22 protein-coding genes are annotated in these 22,963 nt (G+C 40.0%); 6 read left to right on the forward strand and 16 right to left on the reverse strand.

Features of this window, described 5'->3' with window-relative positions; genetic code table 11:
- Nucleotides 1-131: 131 nt before the first annotated feature.
- The 4 genes from CWB66_RS01620 to CWB66_RS01635 all read left to right on the forward strand — a co-directional run bounded on the left by CWB66_RS01620 (nucleotide 132) and on the right by CWB66_RS01635 (nucleotide 4,770).
- On the forward strand, nucleotides 132-830 hold the full coding sequence (locus CWB66_RS01620; RefSeq protein ID WP_077538252.1) for a transglutaminase-like cysteine peptidase: 699 nt from the start codon (nucleotides 132-134) through the stop codon (nucleotides 828-830).
- Nucleotides 814-2,820, forward strand: coding sequence for a bifunctional diguanylate cyclase/phosphodiesterase (locus tag CWB66_RS01625; RefSeq protein ID WP_138584088.1), 2,007 nt, complete (start codon nucleotides 814-816; stop codon nucleotides 2,818-2,820). The genes CWB66_RS01620 and CWB66_RS01625 overlap by 17 nt, the downstream gene beginning before the upstream one ends.
- A 22-nt stretch (nucleotides 2,821-2,842) precedes the next feature.
- Nucleotides 2,843-3,391: a hypothetical protein gene (locus CWB66_RS01630; RefSeq protein ID WP_138584089.1), complete on the forward strand. Its 549-nt coding sequence runs from the start codon at nucleotides 2,843-2,845 to the stop codon at nucleotides 3,389-3,391.
- A gap of 62 nt (nucleotides 3,392-3,453) precedes the next feature.
- A complete protein-coding gene (locus CWB66_RS01635; protein ID WP_077538255.1) occupies nucleotides 3,454-4,770 on the forward strand; it encodes an O-antigen ligase family protein in 1,317 nt (438 codons plus the stop codon).
- Nucleotides 4,771-5,191: 421 nt separating this feature from the next.
- Here CWB66_RS01635 and CWB66_RS01640 read toward each other — a convergent pair whose 3' ends face one another.
- From CWB66_RS01640 to yceD, 14 genes are all read right to left on the reverse strand, one after another.
- The gene (locus CWB66_RS01640; RefSeq protein ID WP_138584090.1) at nucleotides 5,192-7,051 is read right to left on the reverse strand and encodes an alkaline phosphatase D family protein; all 1,860 of its coding nucleotides are present in this window, start codon (nucleotides 7,049-7,051) and stop codon (nucleotides 5,192-5,194) included.
- A 4-nt stretch (nucleotides 7,052-7,055) separates the two neighbouring features.
- Nucleotides 7,056-7,835, reverse strand: coding sequence for a TatD family hydrolase (locus CWB66_RS01645; RefSeq protein WP_138584091.1), 780 nt, complete (start codon nucleotides 7,833-7,835; stop codon nucleotides 7,056-7,058).
- Nucleotides 7,836-7,852: 17 nt separating this feature from the next.
- The gene (locus CWB66_RS01650; RefSeq protein ID WP_138584092.1) at nucleotides 7,853-8,179 is read right to left on the reverse strand and encodes a PilZ domain-containing protein; all 327 of its coding nucleotides are present in this window, start codon (nucleotides 8,177-8,179) and stop codon (nucleotides 7,853-7,855) included.
- A gap of 12 nt (nucleotides 8,180-8,191) precedes the next feature.
- Nucleotides 8,192-9,106: a DNA polymerase III subunit gene (locus tag CWB66_RS01655; protein WP_138584093.1), complete on the reverse strand. Its 915-nt coding sequence runs from the start codon at nucleotides 9,104-9,106 to the stop codon at nucleotides 8,192-8,194.
- A 1-nt stretch (nucleotide 9,107) separates the two neighbouring features.
- Nucleotides 9,108-9,734, reverse strand: coding sequence for a dTMP kinase (gene tmk, locus CWB66_RS01660; RefSeq protein WP_138584094.1), 627 nt, complete (start codon nucleotides 9,732-9,734; stop codon nucleotides 9,108-9,110).
- Nucleotides 9,735-9,740: 6 nt separating this feature from the next.
- Nucleotides 9,741-10,727 carry an endolytic transglycosylase MltG gene (gene mltG / locus CWB66_RS01665; protein WP_077538261.1) on the reverse strand — a complete coding sequence of 329 codons (987 nt, stop codon included), beginning with the start codon at nucleotides 10,725-10,727 and terminating at the stop codon, nucleotides 9,741-9,743.
- Nucleotides 10,721-11,545, reverse strand: coding sequence for an aminodeoxychorismate lyase (pabC, locus tag CWB66_RS01670; protein ID WP_171037446.1), 825 nt, complete (start codon nucleotides 11,543-11,545; stop codon nucleotides 10,721-10,723). The genes mltG and pabC overlap by 7 nt, the downstream gene beginning before the upstream one ends.
- 57 nt (nucleotides 11,546-11,602) lie before the next feature.
- On the reverse strand, nucleotides 11,603-12,841 hold the full coding sequence (fabF, locus tag CWB66_RS01675; protein WP_077538262.1) for a beta-ketoacyl-ACP synthase II: 1,239 nt from the start codon (nucleotides 12,839-12,841) through the stop codon (nucleotides 11,603-11,605).
- 216 nt (nucleotides 12,842-13,057) lie between these two features.
- Entirely contained in the window at nucleotides 13,058-13,294 is a 237-nt protein-coding gene (acpP, locus tag CWB66_RS01680) for an acyl carrier protein (protein ID WP_002962377.1), read from the reverse strand.
- Between the two features lie 250 nt (nucleotides 13,295-13,544).
- Nucleotides 13,545-14,291, reverse strand: coding sequence for a 3-oxoacyl-ACP reductase FabG (gene fabG, locus CWB66_RS01685; protein WP_077538263.1), 747 nt, complete (start codon nucleotides 14,289-14,291; stop codon nucleotides 13,545-13,547).
- A gap of 11 nt (nucleotides 14,292-14,302) precedes the next feature.
- Nucleotides 14,303-15,229 carry an ACP S-malonyltransferase gene (fabD, locus tag CWB66_RS01690; RefSeq protein WP_138584095.1) on the reverse strand — a complete coding sequence of 309 codons (927 nt, stop codon included), beginning with the start codon at nucleotides 15,227-15,229 and terminating at the stop codon, nucleotides 14,303-14,305.
- Nucleotides 15,230-15,281: 52 nt separating this feature from the next.
- The gene (plsX, locus tag CWB66_RS01695) at nucleotides 15,282-16,322 is read right to left on the reverse strand and encodes a phosphate acyltransferase PlsX (RefSeq protein WP_138584096.1); all 1,041 of its coding nucleotides are present in this window, start codon (nucleotides 16,320-16,322) and stop codon (nucleotides 15,282-15,284) included.
- Between the two features lie 12 nt (nucleotides 16,323-16,334).
- Complete coding sequence (gene rpmF / locus CWB66_RS01700; RefSeq protein ID WP_002962381.1) at nucleotides 16,335-16,505, reverse strand: 50S ribosomal protein L32; 171 nt, start codon at nucleotides 16,503-16,505, stop codon at nucleotides 16,335-16,337.
- A 9-nt stretch (nucleotides 16,506-16,514) separates the two neighbouring features.
- The gene (gene yceD, locus CWB66_RS01705) at nucleotides 16,515-17,039 is read right to left on the reverse strand and encodes a 23S rRNA accumulation protein YceD (RefSeq protein ID WP_077538266.1); all 525 of its coding nucleotides are present in this window, start codon (nucleotides 17,037-17,039) and stop codon (nucleotides 16,515-16,517) included.
- A gap of 131 nt (nucleotides 17,040-17,170) precedes the next feature.
- Between yceD and CWB66_RS01710 the strand changes: the two genes are divergently transcribed.
- Nucleotides 17,171-17,770: a Maf family protein gene (locus CWB66_RS01710; protein WP_138584097.1), complete on the forward strand. Its 600-nt coding sequence runs from the start codon at nucleotides 17,171-17,173 to the stop codon at nucleotides 17,768-17,770.
- 209 nt (nucleotides 17,771-17,979) lie between these two features.
- On the opposite strand, the gene CWB66_RS01715 is transcribed toward CWB66_RS01710, so the two are convergent.
- Nucleotides 17,980-18,642 carry an HAD-IA family hydrolase gene (locus CWB66_RS01715; protein WP_252371701.1) on the reverse strand — a complete coding sequence of 221 codons (663 nt, stop codon included), beginning with the start codon at nucleotides 18,640-18,642 and terminating at the stop codon, nucleotides 17,980-17,982.
- Nucleotides 18,639-19,598, reverse strand: a complete 960-nt coding sequence (rluC, locus tag CWB66_RS01720; RefSeq protein WP_077538268.1) for a 23S rRNA pseudouridine(955/2504/2580) synthase RluC — start codon at nucleotides 19,596-19,598, stop codon at nucleotides 18,639-18,641. The genes CWB66_RS01715 and rluC overlap by 4 nt, the downstream gene beginning before the upstream one ends.
- Before the next feature lie 768 nt (nucleotides 19,599-20,366).
- Here rluC and rne point away from each other — a divergent pair.
- On the forward strand, nucleotides 20,367-22,963 hold a 2,597-nt coding region (gene rne, locus CWB66_RS01725), incomplete at its 3' end, for a ribonuclease E (RefSeq protein ID WP_138584098.1).

Raw genomic sequence — 22,963 nt, forward strand, 5'->3', positions numbered from 1 at the left:
AAAAATAACACCCTTTACGATTGTTTTATGTTGCAAAAATGTTTCAGTGTTGAGTTTTAGCGCTTTTATGAACTACCTTTCTAAAACTAATGCTACTATAATGGCATCGTTTGCTTATTAGGGATTTGCTTGTGCGCTTTGGACTTTGCATTTTTATATTAGTGTCATTTTTGGCTTGCGCACAAGATATGCTTTTGTATTTACGCAACAGTGATATAATCGCCCTTGCTAAGCAACACTATGGTGAACAAGGCCATCGTCGTATACAACAATGGCTCGCTTTTATTGATGAATCGAAAACTGAAAGTGAGTGGCAAAAAATTCATTTAGTTAATGACTTTTTTAATGAAAATATTAAATATAAAACCGATGATGAACTTTGGCTGCAAAAAGATTATTGGGCAACACCACTTGAGAGTTTAGGTGTGGGTATGGGCGATTGCGAAGATTATGTCATTGCAAAGTACTTTACTTTAATTGCCTTGGGAATACCTGAAGATAAAATCAGGTTTATGTACGTGCGTCAACGTACAGTGAATCAGCCTCATATGGTGCTTATCTATTTTGAAAAGCCAAATCAAATTCCTTATGTATTAGGCAATTTCAACACAAAATTATTACCCGCAAATAAGCGCAACGATTTAACCCCTATTTATAGTTTTAATGGTCAAGGGTTATGGTTAGCTAAATCAAAAGGGTTGGGTAATAAGGTTAAGAATAGTCGTGGCGTATCGGCTTGGAACACTATGCTAGAGAGAATTGAGCAAGGCCAGCTTTCTCCTGTTAAAAATAACTATAAAGGAACTACCAGTTATGTCTCTGCTTACTAAAAATGGATTAAGCTTAAAAACCCAAGTTTATGGGCTTATAGTAGCGATCTCGTTTATTTCATTTTTTATACGTATTATTACAGACGTTGATACCACCCGTAATTATTTACAAACTCAAATGGCAAGCCATGCTCAAGATACCGCAACGAGCTTAGGGCTTTCTATATCACCCTACTTAGAAGAAGATAGCATCATGATTGCCCAAACAATGGCAACGGCTATTTTTGACTCTGGGTATTATAATCATATTAAATTTACTGACGCGCAAAACAATATTGTTTTTGAGCTTGCTAATCCTAAACGGGTCGAATCGGTGCCTGATTGGTTTATAGCTATGTGTGAATTAAATGCCCCGACTATGCAGTCTGAAATCAATAATGGTTGGCTAATGGCAGGTGTGCTTGAAGTAACAAGCCATACGGGGCAATCTTACTTAACACTTTGGCAGCACACTAAACGTAGCTTATATGGCTCATTTTTATTGTTAATGGCATCACTTGCCATCGCATTTTTAATCTTACGTGCTGTGTTCAAACCTTTAAAAGCGGTAGAAGACCAAGCAAAGTTAGTTACTCGCAAGCGTTTTACATTAAATAACGAGATACCAGTTGCCAGAGAACTTCGTACAGTAACTAAAGCCATTAATAACATGGTTATTAATTTACAAAGTACATTTGACTCTTTAACAAAACAAACCCAAGCGCTTACTGAAGAGGTCTACATTGATCAGTTAACTGGTTTTGGTAATCGAAAGTCGTTTGAAAATCACTTTAACTCTGTTGTTGGGAGTATTAGTGAAGACACGCCAATTACAGCGATGATGCTTACACTACCCTCGCTGGCTAATATAAATCAAGCTGTAAGCTATCAAGACGGTGACGAACATGTACTTGATGCAGCCGCAACGCTTAAAACTCTTGTTACTGACTTATCGAATACACGAGTATTTAGGTTAAACGGAAGTACCTTTATTGTACTCGCTCCCTACGACACTTTATTCTTAAATAAAGCCCGTTTAGAGTTAACCGATGCATTTGGTCAAAAAGAAAATAGCTTACACATTAATGGATTTGCTAATTTAGCACTTATTCAAGTTGATAATGGCTCTTCTATGGGTGACGTTTTATCGTCACTCGATACTGGCTGCACGATTGGTGAAGGCACTAACGTTAATAAAATCGATAAAGATACTTTATTAAGCGTAAATCAATGGCGCGCACTTATTAAATCTATTATTAATTCTGGCGAAGTCAGTTTTTCAGTACAACCTGTTAAGCGAGCAAACTCGAATGACAAGCAATGTTACTTTGAAGTGTTTGCTCACTTTACGCACGAGGGTGAGAAAGTAAATAATGGCCATTTATTCGCCATGGCTGAAAAATTGAATCTCACTGAAGAACTAGATAAAAAAATAATCCGTAACTTTGTTAATGTTAAAGAGCAACACCCTGATGATATATTTGCCCTGAATATCAGCAAGGCATCATTGTACTCAACCGATTTCATTCAGTGGCTAACACTGTATGCGCAAACCAAAGCTGTACTCAAAAACAACCTATTATTTGAACTGCATGAAATTAGTTTACTTTACAATGTACACGTCGCGTCTTTGCATATTGATGCGATAAAAGAAATTGGTATCAATGTATGTATTGAGCACTTTGGCACTAGTTTAACCTCGTTTAGGTATCTACAAGGTCTTGATGTTGAATATGTAAAAATTGACGGCAGTTATATACAAGACTTAATTACGAATACCCAGAGCCAATTTTTTATTCAAACCGTTAATAACATTTGTCATGGTTTTGGTATCAAAGTAATAACCTGTTTAATCGAAAAGCCAGAAACCTTAAAAATATTAGAAAGCTTGGGTTGTGACGGGTTGCAGGGTAATTTAATTATGCCCCCGTCAAAAATCATTAAATTAAATGGCGAAAGTGAAAATAAAAAGTTTACTTTCTGTTCGGATGCGATAAAATTTTGCAATTAGTCAGTAAATCAATGGATGAGAAATGAAATCAATTATTTTAGCCGGCCTAGTTGCCAGTGCTTCGGCATTTATAAGCTTACCTACCTATGCACAAACGGATACTGCTGCAAAGGTTCAAAACGAAAGTATGAATAGCTTAATAAACATTTTAAGCAACGTTACGGCGCAAACGTCTCCTGAACAATTAGAAAAAGACTTACTAGAAGCCATTACACGTATTTGTAAAAACAACGAAAAAAATCAGCTAGATGAAACAATCCCTTACGGAAGCTGTTCTCCTGCAAATATTGACGGGATGATTTCGGCTGTTATTGCCTCTTTTGGGGTAGATAGCCCATTAATTTCTAACTTTTTAGCTGCACTGTCTGCCTACGGTGTTGACTCTGATACTATTACCATAGCAGCAATAACAGCGGGTATAGATGCAACCGTAGCCTCTGAAGCAACTGCTGCAGGTCCTGTAGGCACTCAACCTGCACCTCCAGTGATTGTAGCTTTACCAACATTACCTGTGTCTCCTGGCGCAGGCGGTACAGGTGGCGATACTGGGATTTCTGAAGTCGGTAACTAATCGTTACTTAAATAATAATATAAACGCAGCCTTGAGGCTGCGTTTTTGCTTTAGAGTTTATTTTGAATCGTTTCATATTCTTTTGTATCTGCACCATACTATTTTTACTTCCCCTCCCTTTAGGCAGTTATAGGCCTTGGGCTATTTTAGCTATGGGCATTTTAATTGCTGCTACGTTTTGCACTCACTTAGTTAATAGTGTTATGAACGACAAGCAGGCGCTTTATCCTCCGTTATACTCTTGGCCTTTATTTAGTGTGCTTGGCGTTGTTGTTTTGGTGTGTGGCATACAGTTATTAGGCACCAGTGTAGATGCTTTTCAAACAAAGCAAATGCTTCTTAAAACTGGCTTTATGATACTGTTTTGCTGGTTAATATTTATCTACTGTAATAATGCTCTTCGCATCAGAAAACTCATTTATGCCATTATTTGTGCGGGTGTATTCCAAGCCTTATATGCCAGTTACTTAAACCTATCACCCGATATCGTTAGCCCTTTGTTTAGTTATAAGCATACTGATCGTGCAATTGGGACATTTACATACTCTAACTTTTTAGCAAACTATTTATCTCTGTGCTTATGTTTAGGTATTGGTGTTTTGATCAGCGAGTTAAAAAGAAGTAATAGTGATTATAAACAAACTTTTGAGCAAACCATGCGAGCTTGGGCTGAAATATTATTAAGTTCCAAAATTATATTGCGAGTGTCTTTAATTATAATTATTGTTGCACTTATTTTAACCCGCAGCCGCATGGGTAACTCGGCCTTTTTTATTGCTCTGATGATAATAAGCGCACTCGCTTTATTTATATACAAACAAAAACCTCGATCATTCAAATTACTCATTGTTAGCTTTTTTATTATTGATTTAATTATTATTGGTGCCATATTTGATGTAGAAAAAGTAAAGCAGCGGATCACTGAAACTAGCTTGCATTCAGAAACTCGTGACGAAGTAGTTCGCGACTCAATTCCGCTTATATTAGATCATCCGTTTTTAGGCGCCGGCGGTGGTACGTTTTATACCGCGTTCCCTAAGTATCAATCTGAGCCCTACTCTGGCTACTATGATAACGCTCACAATGATTATGTTCAGTTTGCAGCCGAACTTGGCATACCCGCTACATCACTACTTGGTTTGCTTGTGCTTTATTGTTTATGGTTGTGTATTACGACGATGCGAAAGCGTAAAACGGCGCTATTTCAGGGAGTGGCCTTTGCTTGCGCCACAGCCATAGTCGCGATGCTACTACACTCATCGGTTGACTATTCACTGCAGGCCGGCGCAAATTCAATGCTATTTATCACTATTTTATGCTTAGCGATATTAACCAATAAATTACCTGCACCCAAGCGAAACCGAAAAGAGCATGGTTAAATACAAAGCCAAGTAATTACCTAACATAGAGTGATTAGAAGCTGCGCTTCTAACGCGAGCAAGCTCTGCGTCTACCGCTAAGGTTCAATTTACTTGCGTCTAAAAGCAACGCTTTTATATTTAATCGAACTCGCTGGTATATCAATAATAAATTAACCACTGAGGACACGGAGAAGAAAAAGAGAAGTAATTTTAGGAGCTAGTAACTGCAAACAAATTTAACTTAGCTTTTCTCTGTGTAGCGCAAGGCGCCTCTGTACTCTCGGTGGTGAGACCAATTTTTTAAGTAATGAGAAGCTTCACTTCTAACGTGAGCAAGCTCAACGTCTACCGGTAAAGTTTAACACTGTGGTTAAACTCACTTGTAGACGCACAGCTTGCTGGCGTTTAAAATCTACGCTTTTACGTTCATGGATACTTATTAGTTATGCTCTAAATCAAACTCAGTTAAATGCCCGTCGCCATGGATAAGCTGATAGCGGGATAAATTCCCCTGCTCTAAGGTTATTAAACTAATAGCCGAATCACTCACTAAATATTTTTGCCCTTCGTCTATAGTTTGGTGTTTATCTACTTCCATATGCCAGCGCTTTGTAAAAAAGTTTAATGGACTTTTTGGACCGTATAAAATGGAGTCGAGCTTATCAAGTACGTTTATAAGTTTACGAGGGAACTCATTTTTAATGCCACTGGCAGTGAGTTGCCAAATTCGGTTGGGGTGATCACCAAAACGCTTTTGCACCGAAAAACAGAACGAGTAATGTACGTCTCCAGATAGAATAAGTGTTTCGTTTGGTGTGTCTGTGCGTCTAAACGTATCAAGTAATTTTTTAGCCGAGCCTTCGTGTGCCATCCAATTTTCTACGTCAACCATAAGCGGTTGCCCACAAATATTAAACATGGCTTGAATCGCTTCTATTGATTTAACACCAAACACGGGGGCGGGCGATACAATAATAACTTGTTCGTGGCTTAACAGGCTTTCTTCAAGATCAGTTAAACGCGCCCAATCCAGTAAACCAGACGGTTCGTTAAAGTTTGACTCGTTGCGCCAGCGATGTGTACGGGTGTCTAGCACAACAACTTTAGGTGTTGTAGTTAGTTCGTAATGCCAGTAGTTAAACTCATGTAAGGACTTGTCAAATGCTTTAAATTGCCAAACATCCTCATCAACTAAGCTATCTTTGAACGGTTGTATTAATGCACTTGTTTTAGTGAGTGCATCATTACCTATTCCTTGAAACAACCAATAACTGGCTAAGCCATTGCTCACAATACGTTTACTACTTTTATTTTGACTTATTGCTTGCTCCCACCCAGCAGTAAGATTCCAGTCGTCAGTGACATCGTGATCGTCAAACATCATCAACGTAGATACATTGGCAAATAACCGCTCTACCTCACTCAAACCTTCTGCATAATCAATTAGAGCCGTTTTTTCAGCATTGAAAATAGTCTGATTTTTATTATTTTGCTCTGTATATTGCGTCTTCTCTAGATCAACACATGCCCAAGCTGCCGCACTAAAATTCAGCAAATAGAGCGCGATATATTCTTCAAAATAAATAAGGTGATTGTAAGCCTTGACGCTTGAAAAGTGCGGTTCGTCTTTTTTTAACCAATAACCTACGCCTAACTTAGAACGATTTTGCCAAGGCATTTTAGGTAAAAAATGATGCCTATTATAAAGCTGCTCGTTTATATCGCTGGGTAAAGCAAGCTCAAGTGGTTGCTCTTTATATATGCCAAGCTGATCTATTAATTGATAAATAACCAACAACATAGGCCCTGCTACATCATCGGCATACACCTGATCGCCGCTGAGCAAAAGTAGCTGCGCGCCTTGTTCATTCTTACTGCGCTGAGTGTTTTGCCATTTACTTGCCGATACTAAACTATCTTTTGCTGGGTGATGTGCGTTACGACACGAACCATGCAAAATATCAGTCAGTTTATTGGGAATTACAAACGCGGGAGTTGGCTGATTTTCAAAACACCAAGGAGATAAATCAATGCTCTTACCATCGATAAAAAGCGCATAAGGGAGCTGTGTATCGAGAGGAAACTGCTCGTTTATAGGTTTTATAACAACAAAGTGTAAAAATAAGTGTTCGCCTAGCGCAATACTTTGCTGTTCACTGTAGCTTTCATTATTTATAAGATCTATACGACAATTTGCAGGCTCGGATGTAGCAAACTGAATGCACACACCCGCTTGCTCCGCACGGCGCACCATTGGCCCCATTAGTAAAATAGGAAGTTGCCCCGTTTTAGTCATCATAGGGTTAGCCTTTAGCTGCTAATTTAAATAAAGAGTAAAAATTGTCAGTCGTCGCTTTAGCTAACTCGTTAAAACTAATACCCTTTAATTCACTTATATAATAAGCGACATCTTCTACGTACGCTGGCTGATTAGTTTGCCCGCGATGGGGTACTGGCGCTAAATAAGGCGAGTCGGTCTCTATTAATAAACGATCGAGTGGAATTTTTTTAACAACGTCTTTTAGCTCTACCGCATTTTTAAACGTAACAATGCCTGAAATAGAAATGTAAAAGCCCATGTCTATAGCTTTTTTAGCCATATCCCAATCTTCTGTAAAACAATGTAATACACCGCCGCAATTTTCAGCGTTATGCTCACGCATTAAATTAATGGTGTCGTCGCGTGCATCACGAGTATGAATAATTAACGGCTTTTGCAATTCGTTAGCCACTTCAATATGCCCAACAAAACTAGCTTGTTGCACTGCGTGTGTGTCTTTTGCGTAGTAGTAATCTAGGCCTGTTTCGCCAATCGCAACTACTTTTTCATGAGATGCGAGTTCGGTTAATAATTGTTTATTAAGCGCGTCTTTTTGATCAAGCGGATGAACACCACAAGAGGCTGATACATCAGCATAATGCTTAATTTTATCGAGCATACTTGGAAACTGATCAAGTGTTACGCTTACACATAAAAAATGTTCAATCTTTTTTGCGCGCGCTTTATCAAGCACTTGGTCAAGGTTTAAATCGAGTTTATCAAAATCAAGACGGTCTAAATGGCAATGTGAATCTACTATCAAAATTGGGCCTGTTATTACTACATGGTGTAAGTTGGATTACCGGAGTTTAACATAGTCCCCAGTAGTTTTTCGATCTTGGTATTTAGGTTTGTTTTATCATCTAAAAAGCTAATACCTATGCCAGGCGGGTTTGAACTTTGTGCGCCTTGAGGCGTGATCCACGATACTTTACCGGTGACTACGTCATCCTCTAGTGCATCAGGTAATGTGACTCTAAGCGCCAATGAATGACCCGCTTCGTAGCGCATATTCGTTCGTACAAACAAGCCCCCTTTGTTTAGGTAAGGCATATAACAGCGATATAACTCATCGAGGTCATCTATATCAACTAATAGCTCTTGCATGTTTAGTCCTGTTTATTGATTACGTAATATGTACGCTAATCGCGATACTGCCAGCGATAAATTAAGGCCAAGGATCTTTGTATTATTTTGCAAAAACTCGCTCAGTGCTTGTTGCGCAACTTGATACGCTTCAAAGTTCATACCTTGCAACAGCTGCTGCTTTAATTGCTCACTTAAGAACAAAGTAAATATACGAACAAGCTCAGGCTGTTTATTTATAATATCGACTAACGCTTTGAAATTATGACTTTGTTTAAACTCAGTTGCAAATTTATAGAGCATATCAATACTTTGTAGCTGATTTTGTTCTTGCCACTGCTTTATTTGTAACGGCTGGTTGTAAAAAAGAGGCAACCAGCTATAACCGGTAATTTGCAATGCTTCAAGCCATTGCTGGGCAAGCTGTGTGTTTGTTACTTTTACATCGGTTTTAGCACAACGGCTCAATATAGTCGCTGGAAGTTGCGCAGCTTGGCTTGTGGTCAGTATTAAAAATCGGCTATTACTTGGCTCTTCTAATGTTTTTAATAATGCATTTGCTGCGGCTGTTGTCATTTTTTCACAGTTTTCGATGACAACAACTTTGTTGCCATTTTGCGCTGCAGAGTGATGCATAAAATCACTAATACCCCGAATATCATCTACGCCTATACTTTTCCCATCTACCTGCGTTAAACGTTTATCGGGATGTGTACCCGCGAGCGTTAACGAACAACTCTTACAATGTCCGCACGGGGCTAAAATGCTGTTAGGAGCCGCTGATTGCGCCACTACATTTTGGCACAATAGTGCATTAGCTAACTGATCACTTAACTCAAATTTACCAACACCAATAGGGCCGCAAAATAATTGCGCATGATGAAAGCGATGGCCACGAAAGCTTTGCGCTAAGCGTTGCTGTGTATCGTGTAACCAAGGCAATGCCATGTTATTTTAACCCTTCAAAAAATGTACGTAATACGTTGGTGATATCACGATGCACTTTGTCAATATCTTGATTTGCATCAACTGTTTGAATTGAACTATCGTCACTAGCAAGCTCAAGGTAACGCATACGTGTACGTTGAAAAAACTCAATCGCTTCTTGTTCTATACGATCTAACTCACCTCGCCCTTTCGCGCGTTCAAGGCCAATAACAGGGTCAATATCAAGGTAAATAGTTAAATCAGGTTTTAGCCCTTTTAATACCATTGACGATAACGACGCGAGTGTATTTGAGCTAATACCACGCCCGCCACCTTGATAGGCTTGAGACGATAAATCATGACGATCCGCAAGTATCCATTTGCCTTGCTCAAGCGCTGGATTAATTACGTTATGCATCAACTGCGAACGTGCCGCATACATAATTAACAGCTCTGTCTCAAATGCAATTTCTTCAGTGTGTTCTGCTTTTACAAGGGTGCGTAGTGACTCAGCTAGCGGTGTACCACCTGGTTCGCGTACGTTTATAAAGTCGATCTCTTTTTTGTTTAAGAAATCTTGGCATAATGAAATTGCCGTAGATTTACCAGCGCCTTCTAGGCCTTCAATGACGATAAATTTTGGTTTCATAAAAAATTAATTCTTTTTATTTAATATATACGTTTTAACTGCTGCATTGTGCTGTTTTAACGTGGTTGAAAATTGATGACTGCCATCACCTTTTGCGACAAAGTAAACGTATTCACTGTGAGGTGGATTAACAGCGGCTAAAATAGCGGCTTTGGATGGCATGGCTATCGGTGTAGGCGGTAGCCCCTTAATACGATACGTATTGTAGGGTGTGTAGTCGCGTAAGTCTTTGCGTTTAATATCACCATCAAAATTCTCTCCTAACCCATATATTACGGTTGGGTCGGTTTGAAGGCGCATATTGGTATTTAATCTATTTACAAACGCTGAGGCAATTAACGGACGCTCGCTGGCAAGCCCCGTTTCTTTTTCAATAATTGAAGCCATTATTAATACTTCATAAGCTGAGTTATAAGGTAAATTTTGTGCTCGTTGCTGCCATGCATCATCGAGTGTTTGCTGCATTTTTTGCGCTGCACGTTTTAACACACTGCTTGCGGTATCGTTATTATGATAATGGTACGTATCGGGAAATAACCACCCTTCAAGGTGTATATCGCTACTCAATACTTGCTGACTTAGTTGCTCAATGTTTAAATCATTTTTTAAGTTAGTGGCATTTTTAATCGCCGCTAACACATCGCGCAGTGCTTGGCCTTCAATAATAGTAAAACTAAAGCTAACTTGTTGCCCTTGATTTATTTTTTTTATGTTATCGATAACGCTCGTATTTGAAAGCGCGTAAAGTCCCGCTTTTAAATCGGTGAGTGTTGGATCTAGTTTTGCGATTATTTGATAACGCCAGCAGCTATCGACCCAATTATTAGCTTGCCACTGCTGACAGAGCTTATTAAAGCCAGTGCCGCGTTTAACTTCAAACTGGGTGTTATTTGTTACCATTAAAGGGGTATTTATTGTCGCTTGTAATTGCTGATAACCAATAGCAGTCGTTATAACAGCTAAAAAAAGTACCGATAAAATAACTTTTAACACTCAGCCTCCTTGGCTAATAATTTAGTGAGTAATGCATGGCTGTTTGCTGTATTAAATACCTGTTGCTCAATACTTTTTACAGGCACAGCCCCCATTAAGCTGTTGCACACAAATACGGCGTCGGCTTGGGTTAAGTCTTCTACTTGCACGCGCTTAAATTCAACAGGCAATTTATCACATAACGATTGCAGATAAACGCCCTTTATTCCGCACTCATCAACCAATGGTGAAAATACTTTATGATTTTTAATCGCAAAAATATTGGCGGCAGATGCTTCAATTACATTGTCATTGTGATCAAGGACTAATACATCGTCGCAGTTTTGCGTTTGCATCGCTCTTTTTATAAGTACTTGCTCAAGGCGGTTTAGTGTTTTAAATCCCGCTAAATAAGGCTGAGCTGCTAATTTAATGGGGCTTATTTCAAGCCTGACTCCTTTTTTAGCAAGTGCACTATAACTGCTAGGGTAATCGAGCACACTCAATAAAATAGTAATATTACATTCACTTGGTAAACCATAACCACGCCCACCTTCACCTCGGGTTATCAGTATTTTGAGCACACTGAGCTGCAGATCGGTTATATGCTGTGTGATTTTATTTTCAAGGCTATTAAATTCTAACTCAGGAAACCCCAGACGCTCTGCACATTCAATCAAACGCACTTTATGATGAGGCCAATACTGTACTTGCCCATCAACAACCTTAGCCGTTGTAAAAAAGCCATCACCGTAGTTTAAGCCACGATCGCTTGTGCTGATGGTAGTGCTATCACTTGCTGTAATAATTGTTTGTGTATGGTTTATTATTTTTTGCATAAAAAAAAGCTCAGTTAAACAACTGAGCTCTTATAAGTTAGTTCGTTGTTAAAAAGATTATACCTTTTTAAACAGCAACGAGCCATTAGTACCACCAAAGCCGAACGAGTTACACAGTGCAAAGTCTAACTTGGCATCACGTGCAGTGTGCGCAATATAATCTAAGTCACACCCTTCGTCTGGGTTATCAAGGTTGATTGTAGGAGACACTTTTTGATCTGTAAGCGATAAAATCGAAATAATTGACTCAACAGAGCCCGCTGCCCCCAGTAAGTGTCCCATCATTGACTTAGACGAACCAACCATTACATCTTTAGCTGCATTACCAAAAATAGACTTAACAGCCGCAGTTTCAGCTTTATCACCAGCATGCGTTGATGTACCGTGTGCGTTAATATAACCCACTTGCTGTGCGTTTACTTGTGCATCGTTTAACGCGTTTTCCATCGCAAGTGCGGCCCCAGCACCGTCTTCTGGTGGGGAGGTCATGTGATGCGCATCGCCACTCATACCAAAGCCAACCAGCTCGGCATAAATTTTAGCGCCACGTGCTTTAGCGTGTTCGTATTCTTCAACGACAACAACACCTGCCCCATCAGATAATACAAAACCGTCACGGTCTTTGTCCCAAGGACGAGAAGCCGCTTGTGGATCATCGTTACGGGTTGATAATGCGCGCGCCGCATTAAAGCCGCCCATACCAATTGGTGTGCTTGCTTTTTCTGCACCACCGGCAACCATTGCATCTGCATCACCGTATGCAATCATACGCGCTGCATGACCAATATTATGCAAACCTGTTGTACAGGCTGTCACAATAGAAATATTTGGCCCACGGAGTCCATGCATTATTGATAAATGACCAGAAATCATATTAATAATGGTAGAGGGTACGTAAAATGGTGAGAGCTTACGTGGACCGCTATTTAATAGTTTAACGTGGTTTTCTTCTATAAGCGTTAATCCACCAATGCCAGAGCCCACAGCAACACCTATACGTGTTGCATTTTGCTCTGTTACTTCTAGACCAGAATCTTTAAAGGCTTGAACACCCGCTGCAATACCGTACTGGATAAATAAATCCATCTTTTTAGCATCTTTTGCTGGCATGTAAGCCGATGCATCAAAGTCATTAATTAAACCAGCGAACTTTGTACCAAATTTTGATGTGTCAAAGTGAGTTATTGTTTGAATACCACTTTTACCATCTAATAAGCCTTGCCAGGTTGATTGAACATCATTACCTAACGGCGTCAACATTCCTAAGCCAGTTACGACGACTCGACGTTTAGCCACGGTTTGCCTCCAATAAGGGATATTTTTATAAGGTGGATGATCATACCCAAGCTACCTCAAAGTACTAGTCTCAAAATAGATTAAAAATGCATAACACAAACAAAAATAATTTTTAATTAAGATTGGCGGTTAAGGCTAGGTTTTGAATCATGAACTTTGAGGTGGTTTGGATATATAGATTAAGGGCAGCGAATGCTGCCCTTAATGTGCGATAAATTACTCAGCGTGAGCTGTAACGTAATCGATTGCAGTTTGTACTGTAGTGATCTTTTCAGCTTCTTCGTCTGGGATCTCAGTATCAAACTCTTCTTCAAGAGCCATAACTAGTTCAACAGTATCAAGAGAATCTGCACCTAGGTCATCTACGAAAGAAGATTCATTTTTAACTTCTTCTTCTTTAACACCTAGTTGTTCAATAATAATTTTCTTTACGCGTTCTTGGATATCGCTCATTCTTCTTTCCTTTATTAAAAACGCCAATGCGTTATTTTCAGATTGCCGCGTAGTTTACGCCGCATAATTCTCTGATTCAATGATTTGACCATAAATAATTATCTGGTCAAACCTCTGAGAGTAAGTTTTGTCTTTTATCGCTTATTTTCGCAGCGATTTCAAGTATGTTTAAAGCAAGTTCACAAAAAATTCAATGTTTTTGAGTTACTCTACTTAACTTAAATTAGTTTTAGTACAGGTAAAATAACGATTAAACCATGTACATCGCACCATTTACATGCAAAGTTTCGCCTGATACATACGCCGCAGCATCAGATGCTAAGTAACAAACTGCAGCGGCTATTTCGTCTGGTTGGCCTAAACGCCCTGCCGGTACATTAGCAAGTGTAGCTGCTTTTTGATCGTCACTGAGTTCATCGGTCATATCCGTTTGAATAAAACCAGGCGCTACTACATTTACTGTAATACCACGAGAAGCCACTTCGCGTGCAAGCGATTTAGAAAAACCAATTACACCGGCTTTAGCTGCCGCATAATTAGCTTGCCCTGCATTGCCCATAGTACCGACTACTGAGCCTATGTTAATAATACGACCGTTCTTTTTCTTCATCATTGGACGTAATACCGCTTTAGATAAACGGAAGATTGAGCTTAGGTTGGTATCGATAATATCATCCCACTCAGACTCTTTCATACGCATTAATAAGTTGTCACGTGTAATACCTGCGTTATTTACAAGTACATCGATGTCACCTAAGTCCGCTTTTATTGCCGCAAGTGTTGTCTCTATTGATGCAGGATCAGTGACGTTTAGCGCATAGCCCTTACCATTGTCACCTAAATATTCACTGATTTTAGCAGCGCCTGACTCACTGGTCGCAGTACCCGCAACTTTTGCACCTTGTGCAACTAAGGTTGTTGCGATTGCTTTACCAATACCACGGCTAGCGCCGGTGATGAGGACAACTTTGCCCTCTAAAGAAAATAAATTAGACATTATATATACTCTTATTTAGCTGCATCAATTGAAGCGGCATCGTTTACTGAGCCACAGATCATTGCTTTATCGATTCGTTTTGCCAGCCCTGTTAGTACTTTACCAGGACCAAATTCGTAGCTTTGCGTTACACCTTGTGCAACTAATGCTTGGACTGTTTCAGTCCAGCGAACTGGGCTATAAAGCTGGCGTACTAGTGCATTTTTGATCGCATCAGCACAACGCTCTGCTTTTACATCAACATTATTAATTACATCACACTTAGGTGTATTAAATGTTAAAGCGGCTAAATCAACAGCTAATTTATCAGCTGCTGGTTTCATTAATTCACAATGCGAAGGGACACTTACAGAAAGTGGTAGTGCACGTTTAGCACCAGCATCTTTACATGCTTGCGATGCTCTATCTACTGCTGCTTTATGGCCTGCAATAACAACTTGGCCTGGGGAGTTGTAATTTACTGGAGAAACAACGTCGCCTTGGGCTGACGCGGCGCAAGCTGCTTTAATTTCTTCATCGCTTAAGCCAATTATTGCCGCCATTGAACCTATGCCAGCAGGGACTGCTTCTTGCATATACAAACCACGGTTTTCAACTAGTTTAACCGCTTCGCTCAAGCTAATAACATCACTACATACCAGTGCTGAGTACTCTCCTAAGCTGTGGCCTGCCATAACAACGTCAGTATCAGGGTTTGCTGCTAACCAATCACGGTAAATAGCAACACTTGCAGTTAGTAATGCAGGTTGTGTGCGGTGAGTTTGATTTAATTTTTCTTCTGGGCCATTAAGAACTAGCTCTGCTAAGTCGTAACCCAGTGCATCAGATGCCTCAGCAAATGTTGCTTTAGCACTCTCTGAACTCTCTAGTAGCGCGTGTAACATGCCAACGCTTTGCGAGCCTTGACCTGGGAATAGAAGTGCAATTTTTTGTGCCATACTTTGCTCTTTTTAATTAAACAAATAAATAATGAATTACACGGCACATCAATTATTGATTGACCGCCGTGTCTTTAGAATGTGTTTTTTCGAAAATAGCAGCTATTTTATCAGGAAGTTGACGTTCAACTTCCTTAACTGCTTCATCGATTGCAGCTTGAAATGCTTTAGCGGAGGCATTTCCATGGCTTTTAACGACAATACCGCGCAATCCTACCAGAGAAGCACCGTTATACTGGTCGGGGTTCACCCTTTTATAGAGTTTTTTTATTATTGGGCGCAACATAAACGCCAAACATTTGTATAAAATGTGTTTTTCGAGTGCTGCTGTAAACTTATTCATAATAAGCTTAGCAATACCTTCACATGTTTTAAGCGCAACATTACCAACAAATCCTTCGCATACAATTACATCAGCTTTACCTGTAAAAATATCGCTACCTTCACTGTAACCAATATAATTAATGTAGGGGCTTTGCTGCATTAATTGTGCGGCCTGTTTAATATCATCATGGCCTTTAATGTCTTCAGCGCCGATATTTAATAAACTAACACGAGGGTTATCAGTGCTCAGAGCTTGCCCTGCCACTACAGAGCCCATAATGCCAAACTGATACAGCATTTCGGCATCGCAATGTACATTAGCGCCCAAATCGAGCAAATATACAGGGTTTTTACGCTCTGTAGGTACCGCTGAAATGAGTGCAGCACGTTTAACGCCTGGCAGCATTTTTAATACGTAGTGAGCCATAAAGAATAGCGCGCCCGTGTTACCAGAGCTGACACATGCTTGAGCCTCACCCGATTTAACTAAATCAAGGGCGACACGCATAGAAGAATCTTTTTTTGAACGCACAGCAATTGCAGGTTCGCATGCATTTGTGACAATTTCACTGCAATGACGAATTATAAGTCTTGGGTGAGATAAAGAATCGAGGGATTCGAGTTCTTTAGATATAACCTGTTCGTTACCACACAAAATGAGTGTTAAATTGGCATGAACATTTACCGCATGAACGGCAGCAGGAATAGATGAACGGGGGCCGTAATCGCCCCCCATCATATCTAACGCTATGGTTAGATGATTCAGCATATAAGTAATCTCTTATTTAGAAATTACTTGAACGCCTTTGTAGTAACCATCTGCAGTCACATGGTGACGACGATGAGTCTCACCAGATGTTTGATCTACAGTTAAAGTTGGACCACTGATCGCATCGTGTGAACGGCGCATGCCGCGTCTTGCACGAGACTTTTTGCTTTTTTGTACAGCCATAGTCTTCTCCTAAGAATCTTTCTTAAGTTGTTTCAAAATATCAAATGGATTAGGTTTATCATCTTCCGCCTTTAAAACACCAAAGCTGGCAGGCTTTGCTGAATAACTGCATGAAGCTTCGTTGTGGGTAGCCACTAATGGAATTGCTAAAATCAGTTCATCTTCAATTAAATTAAAGATGTTAACTTCACCATTTTCATCAAGTGCTACTTCATCGTAGTCTTCTGGAAAAATATCTAACTCAGTATCTTCACCTACTGGTGAATATACAAAGTCTTGAACCAAATCCAACCCTAAATCACCATTACAACGTTGACAAATCACAGTTACGTGTGTGGACAAATTGCCTCTAATCACAGCGAAACCTTGATCGTCGTTTTTGCAATGAATTTTTACCGCTATTTCACCTACTTCTTCCTGCACAACTTTCTCTAAACGAGTAAGTTTTTCAAGCGGTACAATTCCGTCATACTTTAAACGGTGCTGCGCTGCTTTGCCTGGATGAAGAGTGATGGGAATTTTCACCTTTTGCATAGGGGCTGCATCATATAGATAGTTAGTTTGTTAGTCAAAGTAAAAAACCATTTTTACTTGGTTTTTAACGTGTTTTACTCACGGATCTGATTTATCCTAACTCAATCTTATTTATCGCAGGAAAACAATCCGTGATGCACCCACTTATATTAGCGTCAAGCTCGCCTTTTAGGCAGTCTTTATTACAAAAATTTAATTTACCATTTGAAACATTTTCACCAGACGTTGACGAGTCTGCGCACAAAGGCGAAACCCCCACAGAACTAGTTAAACGTTTAAGTGAATTAAAAGCATCTGCTGCTAATAAACACTTTAACAAAGGCTTAGCTATTGGGTCAGACCAAGTCGCTGTGTTTAATAATCAAATTTTAGGTAAACCACACAATAAGCAAAATGCCATAAAACAACTAAATTTATTTAGCGGTCATACTGTAACATTTTTAACAGGGCTTTGTGTTTACGATATTGTAACTGGCGCCAAAAAAACCTGTGTTGAACCTTTTGATGTTACATTTAAAACACTCAATGACGCACAAATTAGTGCTTATTGTGATGCAGAGCAGCCGTATAACTGTGCTGGCAGCTTTAAAAGTGAAGGGTTGGGGATCTGTTTGTTTGAAAGGTTAAGCGGAGACGATCCTAACAGCCTAATCGGTTTACCATTAATTAAACTCAGCCAATTACTGGCTGAGTTTGGTATTGATGTACTAACCGTTCAAAACAAGTTCTAGTTAACCTGAACTCTGGTTAAGATATTTACTAATATATTGAATCATAGTGATATTTAAATTTATTTTTCTCTAGCCAGAGATTTTCAGTGAAAACAAGGCGAACTTACGCGTCAATAGCGGGCCTATTACAAGTAAATTCAACGTAGTTAGCGCTGAAAATAGCAGCTTGAGATAGATTTATTATCCAGAGCTCAGGTTAGTTAAATAAATTAGCCAAGTAACACCTGTTGCAGCTGCAGATAGTTATCTACGGTTGCAATAGGATCAAGCTCATTTAGCTGCTGAGCGCTGTGTACGCCCATCGTTACACCAATTCTATCCATGCCAGCAGCTTTTGCCATTGTCATGTCTATTTGAGTGTCACCAATCATTACAGCATCTTGAGCGCTTAAGCCAAGCTCTTCAAGCAACTGATGCAGCATATCTGGAGAGGGCTTTGACTGTGCTTCATCGCTTGTTCGCGTTGCACTAAAAAAATGGCGTAACTGGCTTTGGTCAAGTAAACGATCTAACCCACCTCGACCTTTACCTGTTGCAACCGCTAAAACAATGCCCTGCTCTTTTAAAGCACTTAATACACTAGCAACATCGTCAAATACAGGAGTAGAAGTGATATCCACACTGTATTGGTGTTTATACCCTGTAATTAACGCTTCATGTTGTGCTGTATGCGCTGGAAATAAAACATCTATTGCTTTATCAAGCGACAGGCCAATAATGTTTTTGATTGCGTCATCACCTGGTGGTGTGATGCTAAGCAATTCGGCACTACTGCGGATACAGTTCACTATTTTAGTGACCGAATCCATAATAGTGCCGTCCCAATCAAAAATAACAAGCTTATATTTTTTAACGGGAGTTATCGCAATCACAGTTTTGCATCTCGTAATTTTAGTAATGTATTTTTAAGCGTTTTGTCTAGTGGTGCCTCAATACGCATGGTTGTTTCGTTTTTAGGGTGATAAAAACTTAAATCATGGGCGTGTAAAAACAATCGATTTAAACCGACTTTACGCATAGATTCATCAAACCCCTGATCGCCATACTTATCATCGCACGCTATTGGGTGACCTTTACATTGCGTATGCACACGAATTTGGTGCGTGCGCCCTGTAACCGGCGATGCTTGTACCAATGAGCAATCGTTAAAACGTTCAAGTACTTTAAAGCGAGTATGCGAAGGTTTACCTTCAGTGTTATCTACACGTACTACGCGCTCACCCGATTTAAGTGTATTTTTACGCAGCCCTTCGGTTACATTCTTCGTTTTAGAGTCCCATTGCCCTTCTACAAGCGCCCAATAGTTTTTTTCCATAGTTTTTTCACGAAGTTGCTCATGCAATGCTGTTAACACTGAACGACGCTTCGCTATAAGTAAACAACCCGATGTATCACGGTCAAGCCTATGAACTAGCTCAAGGCTACGCTCCTCTGGGCGAAGTGCGCGCAAAGCTTCTATTAAACCATAACTTAAACCACTGCCGCCATGAACGGCCATACCGGATGGTTTATTAATGACAATAAGGTATTTATCCTCAAATAATATATCGTTTTCTAAGCGCGTTACTTTATCGAGTTTTGAAGGTACAAATTCTTCGCGCTCAGCCACTCTAATCGGCGCAATACGCAGTACATCATCAAGTTGCAGCTTATACACAGGCTTAATGCGTTTTTTATTAACTCGCACCTCGCCTTTACGCAATAGTTTATAAATAGCGCTTTTAGGCACCCCTTTTAAATGGGTAATAAGAAAGTTATCAATTCGTTGACCTAAATGGTCCTCATTGATTGTGACATAAGTTACTTGTAAGTCGTTTTTTTCTGACATTGCCTAATCACTAATTTAAGTAAAATAATTTAGTTGCTAACACTGTAATAATAGTGGGATAATCAGCAGCGCAAATATTTAGTATTTGCAAATAACAACGGTGCTTTTTAACACATTAAAACATTCGTGATGCACATTCTGGGTAGCCGATCATACAGATCCGAGTTAAGTTTTCCAAAGCTTTTATACATACCTAGTAAACACGTGCGATCAATTAACAGCAATGCGCGTAATATATTGCTGGTTAAGTTTGAACATGAAGCGACTTTTAACGTGATAGAAAAAGCAATGAACAGATAATTTGTCTGATAGTGACGACGTAACAACACGTCGTTCAGCATTTGCTCAATTATTGTAGTGCCGTATAGCAGCTTATTTAGAACTAAAAAAATCTAATAAATAAGCGTTCATTAACATTGGCAGTGACTTTGCTTATAAAATAACGATTAACACTACATCAAATGTGTATTGTTAAACTATTTAATGAGCCCAACACGCCTAATATGAATGATATTTAGTAAGATTAATATGACAGGCCGACTTCTGGGTAAAATGTAAAGCAGCTGAAAAGCCGACATTTTTACACCATTAAGAATTTAATAGCGTGACTACGCACTATTGTTTGCCACCATTAAAATACTGCATACGAAAATACAGAGCCGTTCCGTTAAAGACCCAGTCGTGAGGCTGCACATTCTAAAAACAGGAACAACTGAACAGGCGAGAAAACATCGTCATGTCAGCGACATAAACTAGTAGAGTAATAATATGAAACGTATGCTAATCAATGCAACGCAGCAAGAAGAAATGCGTGTAGCACTGGTTGACGGCCAGCGCCTATATGATTTAGATATAGAAAGCCCAGGTCACGAACAGAAAAAAGCGAATATTTACAAAGGTAAAATTACTCGCATTGAACCATCTCTTGAAGCCGCATTTGTTGATTACGGTGCTGATCGCCATGGTTTCCTTCCTCTAAAAGAAATTGCCCGTACCTACTTCCCTGCAGGTTACACTTTCCACGGTCGCCCGAATATTCGTGACGTGATCAAAGAAGGTCAAGAAGTAATCGTACAAGTAGATAAAGAAGAGCGTGGCCAAAAAGGCGCTGCGTTAACAACCTTTATCAGTGTTGCCGGTAGCTATTTAGTACTTATGCCAAACAACCCTCGTGCTGGCGGTATTTCACGTCGTATTGAAGGGGATGAACGTACTGAGCTTAAAGAAGCGCTTAATCGTTTAGAACTCCCTAAAGGAATGGGCTTAATTGTTCGTACCGCTGGTGTTGGTAAATCATTTGAAGAACTAAACTACGACTTAAAAGCACTACTAGTCCACTGGGAAGCCATTAGGCTTGCTGCTGAAAGTGCTAAAGCGCCATTTTTAATCCACCAAGAAAGTAACGTTATATTCCGTGCAATTCGCGATTATCTACGCCGTGACATTGGTGAGATTTTAATTGATAAACCCCGTGTTTTTGAAGAAGCGCAAGCGCACATTGAACGTTTCCGCCCTGATTTCATGAGCCGCGTTAAGCTTTATCAAGGTGATACTCCATTATTCACCCATTACCAGATTGAAAGCCAAATAGAATCTGCGTTTCAACGTGAAGTACGCTTACCATCAGGTGGTTCAATTGTAATTGACCCTACCGAAGCGCTAACGTCTATCGATATTAACTCGTCTAAAGCAACTAAAGGCGGTGATATCGAAGAAACAGCACTTAACACTAACTTAGAAGCTGCTGACGAAATTGCGCGCCAATTACGTCTGCGTGATTTAGGTGGTTTAATTGTTATCGACTTTATCGATATGACGCCACCACGCCATCAGCGTGAAGTAGAAAATCGTTTAAAAGATGCTGTTCGCCCAGACCGTGCTCGCGTTCAAATTGGTAAAATATCTCGCTTTGGTTTACTTGAAATGTCGCGTCAACGCTTACGTCCTTCATTGGGTGAAGCGAGCCAAGGACCATGTCCTCGTTGTAGCGGTCAAGGGACGATTCGTTCTAACGAGTCAATCGCACTATCTATCCTTCGTTTAATTGAAGAAGAAGCGATTAAGGACAATACCACACAAGTAAATGCACAAGTGCCTGTTGCTGTTGCCGCTTATTTATTAAATGAGCAACGCCGTAGCGTTCACCGCATCGAAAAGCAACATAACTGTGACGTAGTGATTATTCCTAATCAACATATGGAAACACCACACTACGAAGTAATGCGTTTACGCAAAGACGAAACGATTGAAACTGTTAGCTATGGACAGGTTGTTGCTCCAGAAGCTGAAACGTTTGAAATGTCGAGAACACCCGTTGCAGCTGTGCGTGAAGAACCAATGTTAAAAGGCGTTGTTATGCCTTCTACACCTGCGCCTCAAGCAGCACCGGCCGCAATTGCTACTCCAGCTGTCGCTAGTTCAAAAGCGCAAGGTGGGCTATTAGACACTATCGCGAAATGGTTTAAATCACTCTTTGCTAGCGAAAGCGAAGAAGAGAAGAAAGAAGCCGCTGAGAAGTTACAGCAAGAAGAAGCGCGTAACAATAAGAACCGTGGTAATGATAATCGTCGTCGTAATAACAACCAACGTCGTCGTAATAATAACCCGCGTTCAAAGCCTCGTGCAGAACGTGCAACGAATGAAGAAGACGTTAAAACAGACTCTGTAGCTGTAACTAACGAGAATCAGGAAAAAAGCGAAAATCGCAATAAGCGTCGTCGTAATCCTAATTCACGCAAACGACCAGAGCGCAAAACTGAAGATAAAGACCAAGTAAAAACTGATGCTCCAGCAAAAGTTACGGAGAAAGTTGAAGTAGAGTCTAAGTCAGCGCCAGCGCAAGAAACTAAGGAACAAAAACCTAAGGTTCGTCGCCAACGTCGTAATTTACGTAAGAAAGTACGCTTAGAAGACGAAAATGCTGAGCAAGTGCAGTCAACTGTTCAAGCTCCTGAGCAAGCACTAGAGAAAGAAGAAAAACCACAAGTTCAACCGCAAGCACCTGCTGTAGAAAAGCAACAACAGGCACCAGCTGAAAAAGCGGCGCATATTAAAGAAGAAATAGTAGATATTGAATCTAACGATGACACAGTATCTACTGACGAAGAACAAGAGCAAACACGTACGCGTTCGCGCCGCTCTCCTCGTCACCTTCGTGCATCAGGTCAGCGTCGCCGTCGTCCTGAAGGTGAAAACGCTGAAAACAAATCAGACGAAGCGCCTGCATTTGTGCCAGTAGCAGATCAAGCTGCAGCTGAATATGAAGCTGAACTTAGAGCTAAAGCGCAAGAAACAGCGGTTGATGCTTCTGAAAAAGTTGAACAAGCAGTTGCTGTAGAAGACTTAGCTAAAGTTGAAACGCCAGT

The organism is Pseudoalteromonas sp. S558 (genome assembly GCF_005886635.1).
Classification (GTDB): Bacteria; Pseudomonadota; Gammaproteobacteria; order Enterobacterales; family Alteromonadaceae; genus Pseudoalteromonas; species Pseudoalteromonas aliena.